Genomic DNA, 18,090 nt, shown 5'->3' on the forward strand with positions numbered 1-18,090 from the left:
AACTAGTAAATATACGCAAGTTTATATAACTTATTTCATTTTTCAAAATAACTATTCAAGTTTTTTCCTATTATTTTCATCCACCATGATATCTAACGGACTTTTTATTTTATCCACAGCACTTTTGGTCAAGTGCGTATAAATGGTTGTCGTCTTAATACTCGAGTGACCCAAAAACTGTTGAATGTAGCGAATGTCTGTGCCATTCTCCAACAAGTGTGTTGCAAAACTGTGTCGCAAGGTATGTACGGTGGCTTTTTTGTCTAAACCACTTTTTTGCAAAGCTTGTCGCATTACCGCCTGAACACTTGTAGTGCTGTAGGGCTCTCCGGCAAATTGACCCTCAAAAACATACTGCTTCCCTTTATACAATTCTTTATAGAGTTCTAGCGTGTGTACAATAGAATACGGTAACATCACCATACGGTCTTTCATTCCTTTTGCATTTTTTAAATGAATTTTATGTTCAGCAAACAAAATGTCCACCCATTTTAATGTTACAATTTCGCTTACTCGTAATCCGGCTCCATAACCAATCAATAACAATAATTTGTGTTTGGGGTTTTCCACTACCTGAAAAATTCGCAAACATTCTTCCATTGTCAAAACCGAAGGTAGTTTTTTCTCTTTCTTGGGTCGAGGTAATTTAAACGTGTAGAATTTTTTATCCAACACATTATGATAATAAAATTGAACACTATTCACCATTGTATGACCACTTGAGGCACTCAATCCTCGTTCCATCAAGGAAGCCAAATAACCAATGATGGCATCATAGTCAATCGTAGCAGGGTCTTGATAGTCAAAATGTTTTAAAAACTGAATAAATGCACTGCTATACGATTGTAAAGTGTTGTGGCTGTAGTTGAACGCCAAAATAGTATCCATCATTTTTGATACATAAGGTTTGCCAATTTCCGGAACCTGATCAAAAATACGCGTCTTTGCATTTCGCAATTCAATTTGCTTCCGGTTGGGTAAATGTTTCTTTTGTAAATAATTACTCGGAAGTTCGTTCGTAATTGCTACTTCTAAAACTTCCATCTGCAAACCCAAACTATCATAAGCCACAGGAGCCGCAGGAATCAAATAGCAATCTTTTGTTTTGCTGTAACGAGCCATCGAAAAACGTTTGATTTTTTCATGTATTGCTACTAATTTAGGCACATACACTTCCATCCAAGCAGTGTCCTCCAAATGGGGTCTAATGGTTATTTTCTCGCCTTTAAAACTTCGCTCTTTACTTAAATAATCTTCTCCAAAAAAATGGGGTGTCTCTAAAATTTGCTCAACCTTATTTTTAACATCGGGATGTCGCAAAGCCATATAACATTTATAATTGGCATTCCAATAAACACCTTTTACCAATAGCAACTGTTTGCTAATCAAATGATGATAGTTCAACTTAAAAACCCAATACTTACCTATATTAGTTAATAATTCTAACCGCAACTTTTGTGCTAACGAAACAGGGTTCGCTATATGGTCAGGATTGTTCATGTTTTCAGAAGAACCTAACTGACGTTCGCTTTTGGCTATGGGTGGAAGGTCACGGCTACTCACTTCGCCGGCCACCGGTTGGGCTACAATTAAATTGGGAAATAACTTTTTTAAAACGCCATAATGCTCCTTTGAATAAGAAATATACCAACAACGATGCGTCTTGCTATAAACAGCACCAATGCCCTTCAATTGCTGCTGTACAGAATAATCCCGTTCAAAAAACAAACCTATTCGATAAGCACCTCTATGAAAAATCTTCCTAACAACTAATTCCATCTGGCGAATAATTAAACCACTAAAATAATAAAAATCAAAGAACTAACAAAAACATACAACCCAATTTTACATCATAAAACAACCTAAACTAAAAAATGAATAAATCAAGAGAACCAAGAGAACCAAATAAACAAAAAAACTAACCTACAACCCGCAACTCGCAACCCGAAACCCGAAACCCGCAACCCGTAACCCGCAACCCGCAACCCTTCACATCATCCTAATCCACACAACACCACTTCAACCCCCTTCTCTTTCATCCTAATAGGCACAAACGTTCCATCTTGCTCCTCAAACGGCTGCAATTCCACCAAGTAAAACAACACCCCCTCACCACTCGGCTCCACCGTCGGAAATCGATACCGCAACAACCGCTTGCAGCCTCTTTCTATCTGCCAATCACCGGAATACAATTGCCCACTCATTTCCGTAAAGTCATAATTAACCACATGCAATCGAATGCCCACACATTCCAATCCCCAAGGCTTTTGAACAAGAACCAACCGCAACTGCTTCTTTTTCACCTCCGAAGTAAATACAAACCCACTATCCGGATTAAAAGCATAATCCTTGAATTGCTGTCGCACTTCCTCTTGCTCAAAAGCGGTAGCCAACAACCGCTGACCTCGTTCGTGTTCCATATCATAAACCAACAAAGCCCGCATTTTCTTAGTAAGTGAATTCACCACCGCTAAATTGTTTTCTTTAGGTAAAATACCCGTCAATAAGTCCCGCAACCCTTTACAACTTTTAGAAACCCGACCAAACTCACTCGCATTGTGGCGACAATTCGCATATTTAGCCAACTTTTTTAACGCCTTGCTCGTAAAGCCACTTTGCGTTCGAAGGATGTATTCACCATCCATTTTATAAACCACTAAACCACCTCCTAATCGCTTAGGAATCGGATAACCGGTTGGGATAATTTTTGCCATTGTTGTAGGTTTTAAATGTTTCGAATTCAACTCCGGTTTTCTTCGGGTTTGGTTCGGGATTGCTTCGGGGTTGTGGTACCCCTTGTTAATAACTTATTCCTATCTATTTCCCAAAAATACATCCTTTTCCCAACCAATCCGCAGTATATCTGCACTTTATATCAACAATATAGTGAACAATTGAACACTTTTCCCCTCCCTAAAAACCCAAAAAGGATTTAATAATCTGTATAATTATTTTAGGACCGGCCAGTATGTTTAGGATTAAGAAGTATAGTTGTATAACTATAATAACCCGTTGGGTGTAATTATTTAATTCAAGATTATTTTGTTTTTTTACCACGAATTCTCGAATTATAAATTAATCAAACGCAATAATTTGTTCATCTTCGATGAAAATTCGAAATAAATCGAATAATTATTATAAAAAATTAGTGGCCCGAGCGTAGCGAACAGACGAAGTAAATTAGTGGCAAATTTATTTCCAAAATTTAATTACACCCAACGGGTTTATTTATTAATTTGTATAGCTAAATCAGGACGGGTCACAGGACGGGTCAACTAGGAGGATACTCCGTAGATACCCCGAAGATACTCCATAGATACCCCGTAGTTGTGGTACCCTTTGTTAAAAATTTAATATAGAAGAGTAAGCCCAATAAACACTTCCAATACCAACAACCCTTAGCATACAACCAAAAACCTAAAACAACTCCAACTGATTCCCCTGCTCCAAAGCCAACAATTTCCTCTTTGCCGGTAAACCACCCGCATAACCCACCAACTCCTGATTACTACCAATAATCCGATGACAAGGAATGAGAATTGCTATAGCATTGGCTCCATTAGCCGCCGCTACAGCTCTTATCGCTTTAGGGTTTTCCAAATGTTTAGACAACCCCATATAGGTTTGGGACTTACCATAAGGAACCGTCTGCAAGGCTTTCCAAACCGTTTGCTGAAAAGGCGTGCCCACCAACAACAAGGGAATGGTAAACACATCAAGCTTTCTTTCAAAATAAGCTTGCAACTGGTTTTGAGTTTCAGTAAGCAAAGGCGTAGGCTTTTCTTCAAAAACGACAGCTAAACCTTTTAAGATTCGAGCATCCACCTCAGTTCGCATGGAGCGATACCGCCAATCACACAAACAAAGTTGGTCGTTAAAATCCCCTAAAACGAGTTCACCCAAAGGTGATTTATAATACTGAATGGCTATACTACTAGACATAATTGCATAAATGTGTTTATGAAACAAAAAACCAAATACCCAAACCAAGCAAAACGATTTGGATAACAAAGATGAGCAATCCAAAAACCATCCCCCGCTTTCCGGACTGAATAAGCGACCTGAAACTCACTTTCAAACCAATGGCAGTCATCGCAATAGTTAAAATAACCTTACCGATTTCTGAAGTGGCAGTTATAAAACCCGTTGGCATAGCTGTAAGCGAGACTACTACAGTTATAAAGAGAAATCCCCACAAATACCAAGGCAATTGAAAATAGTGCTTCCAATGTTTACCTGTATTTTTTTGTGTCAAATAGGAAAAGAAAATCAATCCCGGAGACAACAAGGCCACTCGGGCTAGCTTGATGGTTAATGCTTGTTCTCCGATTTCTGAAGACATGGCATACCCGGCTCCCGCAACATTGCCCACAGAATGCAACGAACCTCCCAAGAGCAAACTGCTTTCTAAGGTTGAAAATGAAAAAGCAGCTAAAAGCAAAGGCATAATCAACATACCTAGTGTTCCGTAAAAATTAACTACGGCAACGGCAACGCCCACATCCTCTTTGTTTTTACTGACACTTGGAGCCAAAGCAGCAATGGCACTGGAACCGCAGATGGTTGTTCCAAAACCAACTAACCATCCAACGGAACTCGGACAGTTAAGCTTCTTGGCAAGATATACGGTAAGAATCAAGAGAATAAAAACAACACTACCAATGAGTAAAAAACTCTCCCATCCCAGTTTTCCCATGTGGGTATAATTAATCCCAAAAGCCAGAAATATAATGGATAACTCCAACATTTTGTTGCCAATAAACCCAATACCCGGTTGAAAATGTGTGGGCATTGTAAATATATTACCTACTAAAATTCCAAGCAGCAAACCCAAAACGATAGCGTTTAACGCACTGAATAAGTGAACCAACAACAGAACAACTGCAGCTAAAAACACTGAAAAAAGAATACCACTTAAGAGGGAATTTTTGGTGTTTTCCATGTTACAAAACTAATTCTTTAATAATAATATAAAATCCCATTACCAATACAAACCATCCAAAACCTGCTTTTAATTTACTTCCGTTTATGGTCTTTGAAAGTCGGTTTCCTATAAAAATACCAAGGATAGAAAAAAAAGCAAACAACAAGAGTAACTTCCAATCAATTACTTGATCCGGTCTAATATCACCCAAAAAGCCAAGTAATGATTGCAAGGCTATAATGAAAAGTGAGGTACCCACTGCAATTTTCATTGGGGTTTTACCTAAAAAAAGCAAGGCGGGAACAATCAAGAACCCACCTCCCGCACCAACAAATCCGGCAAGCAAACCAATAAACAACCCTTGAGTAACAATAAGGAAATAATTTAACTCTTGGTTTGTTTCAGATGCTTCGGGTGTTGCAACCTTAGACATAATCATCTTAAACGCCGCTACAATCATGACTGCAGCAAAAACCAACATGATGAATACCGATTTTTGAACGGGAAAAAAAGAAGTTGGAAACAACACTTCGGGTAAACCGGGTACAATAAATTTACGGGTAAGAAATACCGCCAGCAATGTGGGAATGCCAAAAAGAAATACTTTTTTAAAATCCACAAGCTGTTGCTTGGCTCTTTGCAAACCACCAACCAGAGCCGTGGCTCCCACAATAAACAAGGAATAAGCGGTTGCCAAAACCGGCTCTACAGCCATTACATATACCAAAATTGGAACAGCTAAAATAGAACCGCCACTTCCAATTAAGCCTAAGGTAATGCCAACCAAAACGGCTAAAGAAAAGCCTATAATTTGAGTAAACTCCATGCTTTTTTGTGCAAATGTAACGGGTATGAAACGAAATGTTGGTAACTTTTGATACAATTAAATCTATACCAAAAACTCAATACTGGCTCGATGCAAACGAATCTTTCCTTCATTTTCTAAAACTTTCAACAGCCTGGAAACCACCACTCTTGAGGTATGCAAATCATAGGCAATCTCCTGATGGGTGGCATGAATCTCTCTGGAATTATTGATTTTAGATTTCTCATACAAATAGTTCAACAAGCGTTCATCCATGTTCATAAATGCCAGATTATCAATAGCTAAAAGCATTTCTTTTAAACGATTGTTGTAACTATTAAAAACATAGTTTCGCCAACTTTTATACTTGCCTAACCACTCCTCCATTTTCTGCACAGGAATCATAATTACCTTTCCTTTTGTTTCCGCAACAGCTCTGATTTCACTTTTAGATTCTCCCATACAACAGGCCATAGTCATAGCACAAGTGTCACCTTTTTCTATGAAATATAACAGCAATTCACCTTCATCAAAATCTTCCCGCAATATCTTAATGGCTCCTTCTAACAAAAGCGGCATTTTTTTGATGTAATCGCCAAAATCAATCAAAACATCGCCTTCATTAAAGTCGCGAAGCAAAGAAACTGCTGTAATTTCATCAATCAAAGCATCTTCAAAAATAAATCCGTAAGTGTTCTTTAAAAGCTCTTTCATTTTTTTGGTTTTATATTCAATTCATACATTTGAATCCAGTCGGATATGGTCATTTTAGTTAGTAATTCTCCAATTAAATCATAGGGAATATGTTCCGGTTTTTTAAAGCGAATGCAGCTTTTTCCCATGTCTAATTTGGAGCTAACGTGTTTTGGATATTCTGCCACAAACCAATCATACAACTCCTTTTGAACATACATTCCCATGTGGTAAACGTTAATAGAATTCTTTTGAGAAGCCATTCCAAAAAAAGGCAAAGGTTGTTTAGGATCACAATGATACCCATTGGGATAAAGGGAATGTGGTACACAATAGCCCATCATGCCATAACCCATAGCTTCTTCAAATCCTTTTGGTAAGTTCTTTAAGGTGATAGCCCTAAGCTTTTGTATCGCTTCTTTACGGTCTTGAGGTAATGCGTTGATGTAATCATCAACAGTTAAAGCAGAAGATTGCATAGATTTAAATTTTTATAAAATTAGAAAAAACTATGGAATAGCAAGATTGTTATAAATTATTTATCGAAATTTGATAAACAAAATAGCTAAAAAAAAAATTATGAAAAAAGTACTCCTGGGTTTCTTATTGCTTCATTTCTCTGTAAATGCTCAATTGAAAGCGGTTACGTATAAAGATGGTAACCAAACACTGAAAGGATTTGCCACGCAACCCAAGAAGCCAAATGCTGAAAAATCAGGTGTTTTAATTTTACCGGCTTGGATGGGAATTGACAATCATTCGAAAGAAGTCGCACAACAACTATCAGATTTGGGCTATCATGCTTTTGTGGCAGATATATATGGCGAGGGCAACTATCCCACTTCTACCAAAGAAGCAGGCCAACAGGCGGGATATTATAAAAATAATGTAGCCGATTACCAACGTAGAATTCAGTTGGCTTTAAATGAATTGATTCAGACCGGTGCAAACAAAAATAAAATTGTTGTGATAGGCTATTGTTTTGGAGGCACAGGTGCTCTTGAAGCCGCACGTGGTGGAATGAACATACAAGGTGTTGTTTCCTTTCATGGAGGCCTAGGCAAAGCAGAAGACCGATTGGTTGACACTATTCAACCAAAAGTTCTGGTATTACACGGAGCTGATGATCCATTTGTACCGGAAAAAGAAGTGGCTGCTTTTCAAAAAGAAATGCGTGACGCCAATGCTGATTGGCAAATGATTTATTATGCGGGAGCGGTTCATTCCTTCACCAATAAAAGTGCGGGTACTGATAATTCAAGAGGTGCTGCCTATAATGAATTGGCAGACAAACGCTCGTTTCAACATTTTTTGACTTTTCTCAAAGAAGTTTTATAATTCATAAGAATTAGTATATTTGTTCAAAATCAAGATACTTTATGAAAAAAATTCTTTTAGGATATGCTTGTCTCGCTTTTTTAGTAGCTGGTTGTTCCACCAACAAAAGTTCTTCAGCCAATACAACAGATGAAGGTGCTAAGCCGTATTTAGAGCTAATCCAAGCCGAACAGTTACGCAAACACCTCTTTATTGTGGCATCTGACGAAATGGAAGGAAGAAACACAGGTGAACCCGGTCAAAAAAAGGCAGGAGAATATCTAATCAATCAGTATAAAAAAATGGGTGTAAGTTACCCCAAAAGAGCTACTTCTTATTACCAACCCATCCCCTCTGAATTTTTTAAAAAAGCATTCAGTCCCAAACTAGGAGATTCCGAAAACATTTGGGCTTTCATTGAAGGTACTGAAAAACCGGATGAAATTTTAGTCATCTCAGCTCATTACGACCATGTGGGTATGAAAAACGGAGAAGTATATAACGGAGCAGATGATGATGGTTCCGGAACTGTTGCTTTGTTAGAATTAGCTGCCGCTTTTCAAAAAGCCAAAAAAGACGGCAAAGGTCCAAAACGTTCGGTATTATTTTTACACGTAACCGGTGAAGAACACGGTTTACACGGTTCTCGTTTTTATGCCGAGAATCCTTTATATGATTTAAAAGCAACCATTGCCAACATCAATATTGACATGATTGGACGAAGAGGCTATGGCAAAGAAGACAACGATAATTATGTGTATGTAATTGGTTCAGATAGATTGAGTACTGACTTACACCGTATTTCTGAAGAAGCCAATGAGAAATATGTAGGTATGGAATTGGATTATAAATACAATGATTTGAATGACCCAAACCGTTTTTATTACCGTTCCGATCATTACAACTTTGCTAAAAAAGGAATTCCGGCCATCTTTTACTTTAACGGCGTTCATGACGATTACCACAAACCAACTGACACGCCTGATAAAATTGATTATCCGTTGTTAGCCAAGAGAGCACAATTGGCTTTTGCCGTAGCTTGGGAACTAGCCAATGCAAAAGAAAGACCGTTGGTGGATAAAGACGGGAAGTAATTTTACATTAGTATAATTCAATTAAAACGCAAAAGTTTCTTTTGCGTTTTTTGTACCTTTAGAATTCATTTACAAACATATGGCACTCGACAGAACTTTGCTGTTTCTACTATTGACCTTACTGGCAGAAATCATTGGTACCATTGGTGGTTTTGGTTCTTCTGTTTTTTTTGTGCCCTTTGCCAACATTTTCTTTGATTTTCATACTGTATTAGGAATTACTGCTGTTTTTCATTTATCAAGCAACCTTTCTAAAATCTATTTATTCCGAAAAGGGTTAGACAAAAAATTGATTCTACAAATTGGAATACCATCTGTAGTATTTGTTATTATTGGAGGCTTTTTGAGCAAGTTTTTTGAGAGTCGTATATTGGAAATTGCTTTAGGTATTTTTCTAATAGCTCTCAGTTTATTGTTTTTAATAAAAGACAAACTTGTTATTCCTCCCAAATTAAAACAAACCGTCATCGGAGGTGCCCTTTCCGGATTTTCTGCCGGTTTAATAGGAACGGGAGGTGCCATTCGGGGATTGACTATGGCTGCTTTTAACTTAGAAAAAAGTGTGTTTGTTGCCACTTCTGCCGCCATTGATATGATGATTGACTTTTCGAGAACTATCGTTTATTACAGCAACGGATACTTGACAAAAGACATTCTGATTTATATTCCGTTTTTACTTCTCATTGGTTTTGTGGGAAGTTGGATCGGTCAAAAGATATTAAACCACATTTCGCAAGATTATTTTAAACGAATTGCCTTGGTATTAATTCTGTTAATTGGAATCTTTTCATTGTACCAAAGTTTAAAATAAATAAAGCCCCGATTTTTCGAGGCCTCAAAACTATAGTAAGTACGGTGGTTATCCTAAATCTTCTTTTGTATCTGCATCAGGTACATTTTTAGCAACAGAAGCAATGCCGTTTTCGCGAGTGGCTTTAGTTGTATATCTTGTATTAGATAATATAAGTTAACCCGTTGGGTGTAATTAAATTTTGGAAATAAATTTGCCACTAATTTACTTCGTCTGTTCGCTACGCTCGGGCCACTAATTTTTTATAATAATTATTCGATTTATTTCGAATTTTCATCGAAGATGAACAAATTATTGCGTTTGATTAATTTATAATTCGAGAATTTGTGGTAAAAAAACAAAAACTATCTTGAATTAAATAATTACACCCAACGGGTTAAGTTATCCGTTTCCGACTATACTACAACTAAAATCCGCAATTTTTACTTTTATTAGTTACAAATGATCCCTTGGTTAAGTTATTTTCAATTGTATGCTCAATAAAAACGTCTAATTTACTAAGATATTTTTAGATTTCATAGTGTCTAATTGTGAAATTCCAAAGAGTAGCATTGATTGATGCCACAAAAAAAGCCTCAAGTTTCCTTGAAGCTTTGTATTTCTGGGTGAAAGACGGGTCTCGAACCCGCGACCTTCGGAACCACAATCCGACGCTCTAACCAACTGAGCTACAATCACCATTTATTTTGCGAGTGCAAATATAGTGCAAACCTTGTATTTTGCAAAGATTTTTTAAATAAATTAAATCAAATTTTCTAAGCTATTGACTGCCACATACCTTTCTGCAGTAAAACCTTCTGCAAAATCAGTACCAATCAATCTTCCCAAGTCTTGTGAACGGTATTTAATGCTGTCCAGAAAGTTTTTTGTAGCAATTGGAGTAATGGGTTCCTTGGTATTCGGATTAAAAAACTGCGAATCATAGGCCATAATTGCTTCCATTTTTTTATCCATGAATCCGGAGATATCAACTACAAAATCGGGTGAAATAGTTTCCCATTGAATGTAATGGTAGACTACTTTCGGACGCCAAGCCGTTTGTTTTTCACTTTCAAAATCCGTTTCAATTTTTTGCAATCCCGATAAAAAGCAAGCGTCTGAAACCAGTTTACTTCCTTTAGCATGATCAATATGGCGATCCTGAATGGCATTGCACAACACAATCTCCGGTTGGTATTTTCGAATCATTTGGATGACTTGTAATTGATGGGCTTCATCATTTTGAAAAAAACCATCCCGCATTTTTAAATTTTCGCGAGCTGAAAGACCCAATATCTGAGCCGCTTTTGCCGCTTCAGTAGCTCGAATTGCAGCGGAACCACGTGTGCCCAATTCTCCTTGCGTTAAATCAATAATTCCGACTTTTTTGCCCAATGCAATTTCTTTTGCAATAGTTCCGGCACAACCCAATTCCACGTCATCCGGATGGGCTCCAAAAGCTAAGATGTCTAATTTCATTTTAGGATATTTCATTATTCAAAGATACTTAATCTGCCAGAATTCGTTTCATGGTTTGTGATTTGTTTACCGTTTCCCAAAATTCATTTTCAGGAGTACTGTCTTTTGTAATACCACAACCCATGAACAGTTCGGCTTCATTCTTTTCCATTTTCATACAACGTAGGTTGACAAACAAATCAGATGAATTGGGAATTTCATGTTCGTAATCCTTCAACCATTCCCCCAGATAACCGGTATAATATGTTCGGTCGTATCCTTCAGTTTTGTCAATAAATTCCAGTGCTTTGTCTTTCGGAACACCGCAAACCGCAGGAGTAGGATGCAATTTTTGAATGACTTTTATAAAATCAGCATCCGAAAGCAACTCCCCTTTTATATCCGATTTCAAATGCAACAAATTCCCTGCTTTTTGGGTATATGTTTTAGAAATATGCACTTCCGAACAATAGTTTTGTAACCCACTTTGAATATACGAAGTGACAATTTGTTGCTCTTCTATCTCTTTATCCGACCAGTTTACAACAGTATTTTCATGAAAGAGTTGCGTTCCTGCCAAAGAAACGGTTTCAATAGTTTGCTTTGATTTCTTCAGGAAACGTTCCGGTGTAGCTCCGGCCCAACACCCAACTTTCGGATGATACCATACATAACAAAAGGCATCGGGATAGGTCGATTTCAATCGTTTGAAAAGTTCGTAAGGTTGTATTTCTTTAGTTTTTACCAACTCTTTTCGGGACAAAACTACTTTTTCCAATGCTTTACTGTGGATAGCGGTAACAGCTACCGTCACCATAGCTTCAAAGCTACTTTTATCCTTTTCTGAGAAAGAGGCATTTGGAGTAAAAGGTTTCGGGTTTTGCAGGAAATCAATAGTTTCTACAAAAACTTCCGCATGCTTTTCTGAAATAAGGATACTTGCCTCTCCTTTAAAAGGGGCAAAAACAAAACCACTAGCCGCATGTGAAGGCTTATAAATGTTGCTGTTTTTTTGAAGAACAGCAATCATTTTAGTAGCATTAGGTTTGGAATAAATAACAAACGGCAATTCTTGCTCAAAGTATAATTTTACTGCTATTTCGCATTTTGTCATGAGGAAACTCTTTTAGGCAGAATCATGTTGGTCAATTTGCACAACGAAATCAATTGGTCCTTTTCATCGGTAATTTTTATTTCCCACAAATGAATACTTCTGCCTTGATGAATGATTTTAGCCGTGCAATACACCATTCCCTCGCGTTTGCTTTTCAAGTGATTGGCTGAAATTTCAATACCTCTCGCCTCTTGTTTTTCAGGATTAATAAACAATAGGGAAGCCGCACTTCCCACACTTTCAGCTAAGGCCACTGTGGCTCCGCCGTGTAAAAGTCCCATCGGTTGATGCACTCTTGAATTCACAGGCATTTTGGCGGTTAAATATCCTTCTCCAGCGTCTATATATTCAATTTCTAAGGTTTCCATTAAGGTGTTTTTACACCAGTCATTGCACAATTGCAGTACTTTTTGCTTGTCAAACATGAATTAAAATTTTTGGTAAATTTACTATTTATAATTTTCAAAATAAAGGCATCAAACTATTATCCTACTTTTTTCGTTATGATTCTTAGATTTTGAAATTAATAGTTATTTTTACAAAAATTCTAACAGAATGCGTCCACTCCTATTAGTTGTATTTGGTTTTATAGTTATCTCGTTTATTTCATGTCGTAATGATTTTGAATTTTCTCCCAGTACCGGAGGATTGGAGTTTTCAAGAGATACCATCTACTTAGACACTGTTTTTACGAATGTAAGTTCGAGTACGTACATGTTGAAAGTGTACAACAAATCAAATAAAGACATCAGCATTCCTTCCATTCGATTGGGAAAAGGCTTGCAATCTAAATACCGCATTACCGTTGATGGTCTAGTTGGGCAAGACAACCGTATTTTTACCAATGTAGAATTACTGGCCAAAGACAGCATGTTTGTTTTTATTGAAATGACTGCCGGTATTGCCGATGCGAATCCGGGTGATTTTTTATATACCGACCAGATAGAGTTTCATAATATTGCTACTGTTACACCTCAAACAGTGGAATTGGTCACTTTGATTCAAGATGCTTATTTTTTATATCCGCAACGATTTGAAAACGGTACAACAGAAACACTACCTATTGGTGACGATGAAATATATGGTTTTTATTTGGATGAAAACGATCCGATAAATGGCAACGAATACTTTTGGAATAACTCCAAACCTTATGTCATTTATGGCTATGCGGCAGTAGCTCCAAATAAAACCTTAACTGTGCAAGCCGGAGCCAGAATTCACTTTCATTCAGGTTCAGGACTGATTGTTGGCAACAACGCTTCTATAAAAGTAAACGGATTGCCTGTAACCGATGAAACACAACCCTTGCAAAATCAAGTTATTTTTGAAGGGGACCGATTGGAACCATTTTTTGAGAATGTAGCCGGTCAATGGGGCACCATTTGGTTGACTCAAGGAAGTAAAGAGAATGAGTTCAACAATTGCATTATAAAAAATGCAACTGTAGGTTTGTTTGTTACAGGAAATACGGGATTGTCAAACATAGCACCGGATGTAAAACTTTCAAATGTTCAAATATACAACTCTACCAATGTGGGTATTCTGGCCAGAACCGGATACATTACGGGAGAAAATGTAGTGATTAACCGAGCCGGTCAAGTGAGTTTAGCGTGTTCGTATGGCGGAAGTTATGAGTTCACGCATTGCACGTTTAACAATAGTTTTCCAAACGCACGACAAGTTTCTGTCATTATTGACAATTATATAGAAGGAGCTATTCCTCCTACTCAACCGCTTGTTAAAGCCACTTTTCAAAATTCCATTATCTACGGTTCCAATCAAATTCAAATGCTGATTGTAAAAGAAGGCACCGACACCTTCAATTACTTTTTTGATCATTGTTTGATTAAGTTCAATAACATTTCCAATCCGTTTACAAACAACCCTTTGTATCAATTTCCAACCGATTCGCTACATTATAACATGGTCTATTTGGCCACCAATTCTTCGTTATTCAATCCGAATTATTTTAATGTGAATGCCAACAAATTGTTTATTGACGATACTTCCGGTGTGATTGGAAAAGGGGCAAACAGTTTCTATATTGAAAAAGATATTTTAAACAGAACCCGTTCCACACCACCTGATTTAGGGGCTTATCAAAATGCACCTTTTCCGGAATAATTTTAGTATTTAAAAGTTTTTACATTTTACTTTTTTAGAGTACTTTTGCACGTACAACACAACTAATAAAAATATAATGATTCATTTCTTCGGAAGCGAAAGTACAACTGTTTTTGCGGTTCAAACGCAAAACGAACTTTCGGCACAAAGTATTTCAAAATTAAACTGGTTATTTGGCAACACATATAAAATAGAAAAATCCGTCCTGACGGATTTTTTTGTTGGACCTCGTGCCGCAATGGTAACACCTTGGAGTACCAATGCTGTGGAAATTACGCAAAACATGGGAATTGAAGGAATCATTCGCATTGAAGAATTCCAAAAAGTTTCAGAAGGTTTCACTGATTTTGATCCGATGTTATTTCAAAAATATTCGGAACTGCATCAAGACATTTTCACCATCAAAATTCAACCGGAATCGATTATTGAAATTGAGGATATTTCGGCTTACAATAAACAAGAAGGTTTGGCTTTAAGCGAAGAGGAAGTTAATTACTTGAACACGTTAGCGATTAAACTAAAACGCAATTTAACGGATTCCGAAGTTTTTGGTTTTTCTCAAGTGAATTCAGAACATTGCCGTCACAAAATTTTCAATGGTACATTTGTGATTGATGGCGAAGAAAAACCTTCATCCCTATTCAAATTAATCAAAAAAACATCGGCAGAAAATCCGAATGATATTGTTTCGGCTTATAAAGATAATGTCGCGTTTATCAAAGGGCCGAAAGTGGAACAATTTGCTCCAAAAAGTGCCGATAAACCGGATTTCTATCAAACGAAAGAATTTGATTCGGTTATCTCGATTAAAGCAGAAACACATAATTTTCCAACAACAGTTGAACCCTTTAATGGAGCAGCAACCGGTTCGGGTGGAGAAATCAGAGACCGTTTGGCCGGTGGTCAAGGTTCATTGCCATTAGCAGGAACTGCCGTTTATATGACTTCTTATTCTCGGTTAGAAGAAAACCGTCCATGGGAAAATGCGATGAAAGAACGCCAATGGTTGTATCAAACGCCAATGGATATTTTAATCAAAGCATCGAATGGAGCTTCTGATTTTGGTAATAAATTCGGACAACCGTTAATTACCGGTTCGGTTTTGACTTTTGAACACGAAGAAGATGCCCGCAAATTAGGTTTTGATAAAGTAATCATGTTGGCAGGCGGAATTGGTTACGGAAAAGCCGAACAAGCCCAAAAACACGAACCCAAAGTAGGAGATAAAATCGTCATTTTAGGAGGTGAAAACTACCGAATCGGAATGGGTGGAGCCGCTGTTTCCTCAGCGGATACAGGAGCATTTGGTTCAGGAATTGAATTAAATGCCATCCAACGTTCGAATCCCGAAATGCAAAAAAGAGCCGCTAATGCCATTCGTGGTTTGGTGGAAAGTGATGAAAACCCGATTGTTTCCATTCACGATCATGGTGCGGGTGGCCACTTAAACTGTTTATCGGAATTAGTGGAAGCCACCGGAGGATTAATCGATTTGGATAAATTACCAGTGGGCGACCCTACCCTATCTGCCAAAGAAATTATTGGCAACGAAAGTCAGGAACGAATGGGCTTGGTGATTGGTCAAAAAGATATGGATACGCTGCAACGCATTGCCGACAGGGAGCGTTCACCCATGTATCAAGTAGGTGATGTAACCGGAGATCATCGATTTACTTTTGAATCGAAAACAACCGGAGCCAAACCAATGGATTTTGAATTGGCCGATATGTTCGGAAGTTCGCCAAAAGTGATCATGAATGATGTTTCGGTGGAACGCAATTTTACCGAAATTAATTATAAAGAAGCCGATTTTGAAACCTATTTAGAGCACGTTTTACAGTTAGAAGCTGTTGCTTGTAAAGATTGGTTAACCAATAAAGTCGATCGTTGTGTTGGTGGTAAAGTAGCCAAACAACAATGTGCCGGTCCATTACAGTTACCTTTAAATAATGTTGGTGTGATGGCATTAGATTACAAAGGAAAAGAAGGAATTGCCACTACAATAGGCCACTCGCCTATTTCTGCGTTAATTGACCCGAAAGCCGGAAGTAGAAATGCCATTGGTGAAGCTCTTTCCAACATTGTTTTTGCTCCGTTAAAAGATGGCTTAAAAAGTGTTTCGCTTTCTGCCAACTGGATGTGGGCTTGTAAAAACGAAGGCGAAGATGCTCGTTTGTATGAAGCGGTTGAGGCGTGTTCCGATTTCGCTATCGAACTTGGAATCAACATTCCCACCGGAAAAGATTCCCTTTCCATGAAGCAAAAATATGCTGATGCGGAAGTAATTGCACCCGGAACGGTTATAATTTCTGCCGCCGGAAATTGCAATGACATTACGAAAGTAGTTGAACCTGTTTTTCAAAAGAATGCCGGTTCTGTTTATTATATTAATTTGTCGCAAGACGGGTTTAAATTAGGTGGTTCATCGTTTTCGCAAGTTAGAAATGCGATTGGAAAAGAAACACCCACCATCCAAAATGCCGCTTTCTTTAAAAAAGCATTTAATGTGATTCAGGAATTAATCAAAAACGATGAAATTGCTGCCGGACACGATATTGGAAGCGGTGGTTTGATTACGACCTTATTAGAAATGTGTTTTGCCGATAACAATTTAGGTGCAAAACTTGATTTTTCCTCATTTGAAGAAAAAGATGTATTGAAAATTTTATTCGCAGAAAACATTGGAATTGTGCTTCAAGCGAATGATGACAGCGTGTTTGAATCATTCTTAAAAGCGGAAAATGTCACTTTCCATAAATTAGGAAATGTCACCCATTCAAGTGCTTTAGAAATTGGAGACTATTCGTTAGACATCTCAAAATGGCGAGATATCTGGTTTAAAACTTCCTATTTATTAGACCAAAAACAATCCAAAAACGGAAAAGCAGCCACACGCTTTGTAAATTATAAAATGCAACCGTTGCAGTACCAATTTCCTTCCCATTTTGATGGAAAGAAACCGGAAATTGATGCTACAAAACCGCGACCAAAAGCCGCAATCATTCGTGAAAAAGGAAGTAATTCGGAACGTGAAATGGCCAATGCGATGTATTTAGCCGGATTTGATGTAAAAGATGTACACATGACTGATTTGATTTCAGGGCGTGAAACCTTGGAAGACATTCAGTTTATTGGTGCGGTAGGTGGATTTTCCAATTCAGATGTTTTGGGTTCTGCCAAAGGTTGGGCCGGAGCCTTTTTGTACAATGAAAAAGCAAAACGTGCTTTGGATAATTTCTTTAAAAGAGAAGACACCTTGTCTGTCGGAATCTGTAACGGATGTCAGTTGTTTATGGAATTGGAAGTGATTAACCCGGAACACGAAATTCACGGAAAAATGCATCACAATGATAGTCAGAAGCACGAAAGTATTTTTACTTCTGTAAAAGTACAGGAGAATAATTCTATCATGTTAAAAACACTAGCTGGTTCAACTTTAGGAGTTTGGGTTTCACATGGCGAAGGAAAATTCAAATTGCCTTATGAAGAAAGTCAGTACCATATAGTAGCCAAATACGGTTATGAAAATTATCCTGCCAATCCAAATGGTTCCGATTTCAATACGGCCATGATGTGTGATAAAACGGGGCGTCATTTAGTGATGATGCCACATATCGAACGTTCGACATTCCCTTGGAACTGGGCCCATTATCCAAAAGACAGCAACGATGAAGTGTCGCCATGGATTGAAGCATTTGTGAATGCAAGAAAATGGATTGAACAAATATAAAATAAGAAAAGGTGCAATTAAATCAAATTGCACCTTTTATT

At 37.6% G+C, this 18,090-nt stretch carries 16 protein-coding genes and 1 tRNA gene; 5 read left to right on the forward strand and 12 right to left on the reverse strand.

Annotated features, from left to right (window positions below):
- Positions 1-51 precede the first annotated feature (51 nt).
- From B3L86_RS10715 to B3L86_RS10745, 7 genes are all read right to left on the reverse strand, one after another.
- The gene (locus B3L86_RS10715) at positions 52-1,779 is read right to left on the reverse strand and encodes a tyrosine-type recombinase/integrase (RefSeq protein ID WP_291118816.1); all 1,728 of its coding nucleotides are present in this window, start codon (positions 1,777-1,779) and stop codon (positions 52-54) included.
- Between the two features lie 215 nt (positions 1,780-1,994).
- The gene (locus B3L86_RS10720; protein ID WP_291118819.1) at positions 1,995-2,714 is read right to left on the reverse strand and encodes a hypothetical protein; all 720 of its coding nucleotides are present in this window, start codon (positions 2,712-2,714) and stop codon (positions 1,995-1,997) included.
- A 703-nt stretch (positions 2,715-3,417) separates the two neighbouring features.
- Positions 3,418-3,942: a methylated-DNA--[protein]-cysteine S-methyltransferase gene (locus tag B3L86_RS10725; protein WP_291118822.1), complete on the reverse strand. Its 525-nt coding sequence runs from the start codon at positions 3,940-3,942 to the stop codon at positions 3,418-3,420.
- A 16-nt stretch (positions 3,943-3,958) separates the two neighbouring features.
- The gene (locus tag B3L86_RS10730) at positions 3,959-4,942 is read right to left on the reverse strand and encodes a YeiH family protein (RefSeq protein WP_291118825.1); all 984 of its coding nucleotides are present in this window, start codon (positions 4,940-4,942) and stop codon (positions 3,959-3,961) included.
- 1 nt (position 4,943) lies between these two features.
- Positions 4,944-5,750 (reverse strand): sulfite exporter TauE/SafE family protein, encoded by an 807-nt coding sequence (locus B3L86_RS10735; RefSeq protein ID WP_291118827.1) that lies wholly within the window; start codon positions 5,748-5,750, stop codon positions 4,944-4,946.
- Positions 5,751-5,813: 63 nt separating this feature from the next.
- Entirely contained in the window at positions 5,814-6,443 is a 630-nt protein-coding gene (locus tag B3L86_RS10740; protein ID WP_291118830.1) for a Crp/Fnr family transcriptional regulator, read from the reverse strand.
- Positions 6,440-6,901 (reverse strand): DUF1801 domain-containing protein, encoded by a 462-nt coding sequence (locus tag B3L86_RS10745; RefSeq protein ID WP_291118833.1) that lies wholly within the window; start codon positions 6,899-6,901, stop codon positions 6,440-6,442. Before B3L86_RS10745 ends, B3L86_RS10740 begins: the two co-directional genes overlap by 4 nt.
- A gap of 100 nt (positions 6,902-7,001) precedes the next feature.
- On the opposite strand from B3L86_RS10745, the gene B3L86_RS10750 reads away from it, so the two are divergent.
- The 3 genes from B3L86_RS10750 (at position 7,002) to B3L86_RS10760 (ending at position 9,644) form a co-directional block, all read left to right on the forward strand.
- Positions 7,002-7,760, forward strand: coding sequence for a dienelactone hydrolase family protein (locus tag B3L86_RS10750; protein WP_291118836.1), 759 nt, complete (start codon positions 7,002-7,004; stop codon positions 7,758-7,760).
- Positions 7,761-7,801: 41 nt separating this feature from the next.
- Positions 7,802-8,833, forward strand: coding sequence for a M28 family metallopeptidase (locus B3L86_RS10755; RefSeq protein ID WP_291118838.1), 1,032 nt, complete (start codon positions 7,802-7,804; stop codon positions 8,831-8,833).
- A 79-nt stretch (positions 8,834-8,912) separates the two neighbouring features.
- Positions 8,913-9,644, forward strand: a complete 732-nt coding sequence (locus tag B3L86_RS10760) for a sulfite exporter TauE/SafE family protein (RefSeq protein WP_291118840.1) — start codon at positions 8,913-8,915, stop codon at positions 9,642-9,644.
- Between the two features lie 48 nt (positions 9,645-9,692).
- On the opposite strand, the gene B3L86_RS13690 is transcribed toward B3L86_RS10760, so the two are convergent.
- From B3L86_RS13690 to B3L86_RS10780, 5 genes are all read right to left on the reverse strand, one after another.
- Positions 9,693-9,797 carry a YegP family protein gene (locus B3L86_RS13690; protein ID WP_414655134.1) on the reverse strand — a complete coding sequence of 35 codons (105 nt, stop codon included), beginning with the start codon at positions 9,795-9,797 and terminating at the stop codon, positions 9,693-9,695.
- Positions 9,798-10,247: 450 nt separating this feature from the next.
- Positions 10,248-10,323 (reverse strand) — tRNA-His (locus B3L86_RS10765).
- A gap of 62 nt (positions 10,324-10,385) precedes the next feature.
- Entirely contained in the window at positions 10,386-11,102 is a 717-nt protein-coding gene (gene bshB1 / locus B3L86_RS10770) for a bacillithiol biosynthesis deacetylase BshB1 (RefSeq protein ID WP_291118843.1), read from the reverse strand.
- A 28-nt stretch (positions 11,103-11,130) separates the two neighbouring features.
- Positions 11,131-12,195, reverse strand: a complete 1,065-nt coding sequence (locus tag B3L86_RS10775) for an isochorismate synthase (RefSeq protein ID WP_291118846.1) — start codon at positions 12,193-12,195, stop codon at positions 11,131-11,133.
- Positions 12,192-12,620, reverse strand: a complete 429-nt coding sequence (locus B3L86_RS10780; protein WP_291118849.1) for a PaaI family thioesterase — start codon at positions 12,618-12,620, stop codon at positions 12,192-12,194. The genes B3L86_RS10775 and B3L86_RS10780 overlap by 4 nt, the downstream gene beginning before the upstream one ends.
- Before the next feature lie 130 nt (positions 12,621-12,750).
- On the opposite strand from B3L86_RS10780, the gene B3L86_RS10785 reads away from it, so the two are divergent.
- Positions 12,751-14,319, forward strand: coding sequence for a hypothetical protein (locus B3L86_RS10785; protein WP_291118852.1), 1,569 nt, complete (start codon positions 12,751-12,753; stop codon positions 14,317-14,319).
- Between the two features lie 76 nt (positions 14,320-14,395).
- Positions 14,396-18,049, forward strand: a complete 3,654-nt coding sequence (purL, locus tag B3L86_RS10790; protein ID WP_291118855.1) for a phosphoribosylformylglycinamidine synthase — start codon at positions 14,396-14,398, stop codon at positions 18,047-18,049.
- The last annotated feature ends 41 nt before the right edge of the window (positions 18,050-18,090 follow it).

This window comes from Flavobacterium sp. UBA6135 (assembly GCF_002428305.1).
In the GTDB taxonomy this organism is placed as follows: domain Bacteria; phylum Bacteroidota; class Bacteroidia; order Flavobacteriales; family Flavobacteriaceae; genus Flavobacterium.

Bases quoted from the DNA above. Each gene is read 5' to 3' on its own strand.
- B3L86_RS10715 (WP_291118816.1), bottom strand. From the start codon at position 1,779: ATGGAATTAGTTGTTAGGAAGATTTTTCATAGAGGTGCTTATCGAATA.
- B3L86_RS10720 (WP_291118819.1), bottom strand. From the start codon at position 2,714: ATGGCAAAAATTATCCCAACCGGTTATCCGATTCCTAAGCGATTAGGA.
- B3L86_RS10725 (WP_291118822.1), bottom strand. From the start codon at position 3,942: ATGTCTAGTAGTATAGCCATTCAGTATTATAAATCACCTTTGGGTGAA.
- B3L86_RS10730 (WP_291118825.1), bottom strand. From the start codon at position 4,942: ATGGAAAACACCAAAAATTCCCTCTTAAGTGGTATTCTTTTTTCAGTG.
- B3L86_RS10735 (WP_291118827.1), bottom strand. From the start codon at position 5,750: ATGGAGTTTACTCAAATTATAGGCTTTTCTTTAGCCGTTTTGGTTGGC.
- B3L86_RS10740 (WP_291118830.1), bottom strand. From the start codon at position 6,443: ATGAAAGAGCTTTTAAAGAACACTTACGGATTTATTTTTGAAGATGCT.
- B3L86_RS10745 (WP_291118833.1), bottom strand. From the start codon at position 6,901: ATGCAATCTTCTGCTTTAACTGTTGATGATTACATCAACGCATTACCT.
- B3L86_RS10750 (WP_291118836.1), top strand. From the start codon at position 7,002: ATGAAAAAAGTACTCCTGGGTTTCTTATTGCTTCATTTCTCTGTAAAT.
- B3L86_RS10755 (WP_291118838.1), top strand. From the start codon at position 7,802: ATGAAAAAAATTCTTTTAGGATATGCTTGTCTCGCTTTTTTAGTAGCT.
- B3L86_RS10760 (WP_291118840.1), top strand. From the start codon at position 8,913: ATGGCACTCGACAGAACTTTGCTGTTTCTACTATTGACCTTACTGGCA.
- bshB1 (WP_291118843.1), bottom strand. From the start codon at position 11,102: ATGAAATTAGACATCTTAGCTTTTGGAGCCCATCCGGATGACGTGGAA.
- B3L86_RS10775 (WP_291118846.1), bottom strand. From the start codon at position 12,195: ATGACAAAATGCGAAATAGCAGTAAAATTATACTTTGAGCAAGAATTG.
- B3L86_RS10780 (WP_291118849.1), bottom strand. From the start codon at position 12,620: ATGTTTGACAAGCAAAAAGTACTGCAATTGTGCAATGACTGGTGTAAA.
- B3L86_RS10785 (WP_291118852.1), top strand. From the start codon at position 12,751: ATGCGTCCACTCCTATTAGTTGTATTTGGTTTTATAGTTATCTCGTTT.
- purL (WP_291118855.1), top strand. From the start codon at position 14,396: ATGATTCATTTCTTCGGAAGCGAAAGTACAACTGTTTTTGCGGTTCAA.